General features: G+C 31.8%; 4 protein-coding genes. All 4 read left to right on the forward strand.

The features are described from left to right. The coding region (locus ACJAX4_RS22865) for a helix-turn-helix domain-containing protein (protein WP_435791742.1) at positions 1–288 on the forward strand (288 nt) is incomplete at its 5' end. Between the two features lie 403 nt (positions 289–691). Then, positions 692–1705 carry a 3-deoxy-7-phosphoheptulonate synthase gene (gene aroF, locus ACJAX4_RS22870; RefSeq protein ID WP_435791743.1) on the forward strand — a complete coding sequence of 338 codons (1014 nt, stop codon included), beginning with the start codon at positions 692–694 and terminating at the stop codon, positions 1703–1705. Positions 1706–1724: 19 nt separating this feature from the next. Further along, a complete protein-coding gene (locus tag ACJAX4_RS22875) occupies positions 1725–2573 on the forward strand; it encodes a prephenate dehydrogenase (protein WP_435791744.1) in 849 nt (282 codons plus the stop codon). 2 nt (positions 2574–2575) lie between these two features. Beyond that, on the forward strand, positions 2576–3649 hold the full coding sequence (aroB, locus tag ACJAX4_RS22880; protein WP_435791745.1) for a 3-dehydroquinate synthase: 1074 nt from the start codon (positions 2576–2578) through the stop codon (positions 3647–3649). The last annotated feature ends 64 nt before the right edge of the window (positions 3650–3713 follow it).

Consider the following 3713-nt stretch of genomic DNA (forward strand, 5'->3'; position numbering starts at 1 on the left):
GTACGCGAACTGAAAAATGTAATAGAAAGGTCAGTAGTTATAGCAAAGAAAAACGAAGAAGTATTAACAAAAAATCATTTTCCCATTGAAATAAGTAAAGACAAAAACTTTGTTGAATTAAGGGGCAAAACAGAAATAACCCTAAAGGAATATGAAAAAATACTAATAATATATACCTTAAACAAGGTAGGCGGTAATAAAACTAAAGCTGCTGAAATCTTAGATATTAAAAGGCAGACATTGTATAATAAGATGAAGGATTATGATATAGATGGCATCAAAAATTAAAAAGTTATATAACTGAGAAAATTAATTAATAAAAACGTTGACTAAAATTAATATATTTGATATACTAATAAAAAAAATCAAACAAATATTATAAACATTATAAATATTTACACAAATGGAGGGAAGTATTATGGAAAACATTATTAGAAAAGGAATAGTACAATTATATTTTAGCATGTATTTTAACTTGGGCTGGTATTTTAGCGCTGGTTATTTATTCTGTAAAAATATATATGTTTTCTTTTTTAATGAGAGTAGTCCAAAAATACGAATCACAGTGTAGGTAAGTTGACCGCAAATTTTTAATTGGCGCTAAGCTACAATAGTGTATGTATAAAGAAGACTCATTAATGGGTCTTCTTTTTTGTTCGAAAAAATACACAAATAAATGGAGGAATTAGAAATGATAGTAATTATGGATCCAAGAGCACCAGAGACAGAAATTGAAAGAATAAAGAAGAGAATTGAAGCCAAAGGTTGCACCGTACAGCGTATTCAAGGAGAAACACAAAGCGTATTTGGGTTAGTAGGGGATACAAGTCGAATTGATCCAATTCAACTAGAAGCAAATGAAAGTGTAAAGAAAGTTCTTAGAGTATTGGAACCCTTCAAACGAGCAAATAAACTTTTTCACCCACAGGACACTATTATAAAGGTTGATAATGAAGCTATTGGAGGAAATAAAATCGCAATAATAGCCGGCCCTTGTTCTGTAGAAAGTGAAGATCAAATTATTAATATAGCAGAAAGTGTAAAGAAATCAGGAGCTACTTTTTTGAGAGGTGGGGCATACAAACCAAGAACTTCACCATATAGTTTTCAAGGAATGCAAGAAGATGGGCTTACACTTCTTAGAATGGCAAAAGAGAAAACAGGTCTACCTATTGTAACAGAACTTATGTCTACTAAGGCAATGGATAGAGTTTCTGAGTATGCAGATGTAATACAGATCGGTGCAAGAAACATGCAAAATTTTGATTTGTTAAAAGAAGTAGGAAAACTAAGGAAACCAATTCTTTTAAAAAGAGGATTATGTGCTACTGTTGAAGAATTCCTTATGTCAGCAGAATATATAATGGCAGAAGGGAATGAACAGGTAATTCTTTGTGAGAGAGGAATTAGAACCTTTGAAACATACACTAGAAATACTTTAGACTTAAGTATTGTACCAGCTATTAAAAAATTAAGTCATCTTCCAATTATTATTGATCCAAGTCATGCTGCCGGAATGTGGTGGATGGTAGAATCACTTTCAAAAGCAGCCATTGCAGTTGGTGCGGATGGTTTAATGATTGAGGTACATAATGATCCTGAAAATGCAATGTGTGATGGAGCACAATCTATTAAACCAGAACGTTTTGATTCATTAGTTCAAAAACTACGAGAAATTGCAAAAATAGATGGGCGATTTATATAATAGATTGAGGTGAAAGGGAATGGATGGGTTAGACTTTAATATAACAGTAGTTGGGCTAGGACTAATAGGTGGAGCTTTTGCAATGGCATTAAAAGATCTAAAACCTAAAAATTTATGGGGAATAGATATAGATAAAAATGCTATAGAAACCGCTGAAAATATGGAAATTATAGATAAGGGATATAGTAATGCAGAAATTCCATTAAAAAACTCTGATATAGTAATTATTGCACTATATCCAAATATAACAGAAAAATTTATAAAAGAGAACAATGAATTTTTTAAGAGTGGAGCTATTATTACAGATAGTGCAGGCATTAAAGAAACACTTGTAACAAATGTAAATGCATTTATTCGAGAAGATGTAGACTTTATTGGAGGGCATCCTATGGCAGGAAGAGAAAGCAAAGGTCTTGCTTATGCCAGCAAGGAAATATTTCGTAATGCAAATTATATACTTACACCTACCCAAAAGAATAATACAGTGAGTATAAACATTTTAGAGTGTATTATAAAGAAGCTAGGCTGTAAAAATGTAGTTGAAATTGATCCGAGAGCTCATGATGAAATAATAGCATACACAAGCCATCTTCCTCATATAATAGCCGCAGCTTTAATGAATAGTGATAACCTTCCAATAGAAACGGAAAAGTTTATAGCCGGTGGTTTTAAGGATGTTACAAGAATTGCAGATGCTAATGCGGATCTATGGGCTGAGCTACTTATGGGAAACGTAGACAATATAATAAATAAACTTGAAATTTTCGAACAGAATATAAAGGGAATAAAAAATGCGCTAAAAGAGAAAAATGAAGTGTTTATAAAGGCTGAGTTTGAAAGTGCAGGAGAGCGGAGAAGGGAGATGTAATAGTGGGAAAATCGCATAGTATATTGGTAAATCTTCCGGATAAAAATTACCCCATATATATACAGAAAGGGTTAATCCAAAAAATCGGAAGTGAGATAAAAAAAATATATGCAAATAAAAAAATAATAATTATAACAGATCGGAATGTGGAATCCCTGTATGGTGACAAAATAGAAAATAGTTTAAAAGAAGAAAATTTTATTGTGAAAAAAGTTATAATAGAGCCAGGGGAAAAGAGTAAATCCTTTGAAACACTACAAGACGTTTGCGAAGAAATTTTAGAATTTGGTTTAGGAAGAGGAGATTTAATTATTGCCTTTGGAGGAGGAGTAGTTGGCGATTTAGGAGGCTTTGCAGCTTCGATATTACTACGCGGAATTGCTTTTATACAGATTCCAACCACACTCCTTGCACAAATTGACAGTAGTGTGGGAGGTAAGGTAGCTATTAATTCTAGAAGTGGTAAGAATTTAATAGGAAGTTTTTATCAGCCAGAAGCCGTATTTATCGACCCGGATCTTGTAAATTCTTTAAGCGAGAGAGTTTTTAATGATGGTATGGCTGAGGTAATAAAATGTGCCGCGATTAGAGATGAAAAATTATTCCATAAGCTTTTAGAGTATGATACTGTTAAAATACTTATGAATAATATAGAAGAACTCATTTATACATGCTGTGATATAAAAAGAAGTGTGGTACAAGTGGATGAAAAAGATGTTGGAGAAAGAATGCTTCTTAATTTTGGACATACAATAGGTCATGCTATAGAAAAAATGTTTAACTACGAAACTTTTACTCATGGAGAAGGTGTTGCATTGGGGATGATTACAATTACAAAAAACAGCGAACTGCTGGGAGTTACAAAAAGTGGGACTCTAAAGCTTTTAATAAAACTTATAAATAAATATAACCTTCCTAGTAAACTTCCTAATATGGACAATGAGGAGTTTTATAAAGCACTTTTATTGGATAAAAAAAATATTAATGAAGATATGAACTTGATTTTACTTAAAGGAATAGGTTATGGGTTTATTGAAAAAATAAATCGAGATGATATAACTAAATATGTAGGTTGAAATAGGGCGGGGGAATAATAAAAATGAATAGCATTAAAATAACACCATGGTGTTATTTTAATGC

The sequence above is a fragment of the Clostridium sp. genome (assembly GCF_051278035.1).
Classification (GTDB): domain Bacteria; phylum Bacillota; class Clostridia; order Clostridiales; family Clostridiaceae; genus Clostridium_AD.

Bases quoted from the DNA above. Each gene is read 5' to 3' on its own strand.
- aroF (WP_435791743.1), top strand. From the start codon at position 692: ATGATAGTAATTATGGATCCAAGAGCACCAGAGACAGAAATTGAAAGA.
- ACJAX4_RS22875 (WP_435791744.1), top strand. From the start codon at position 1,725: ATGGATGGGTTAGACTTTAATATAACAGTAGTTGGGCTAGGACTAATA.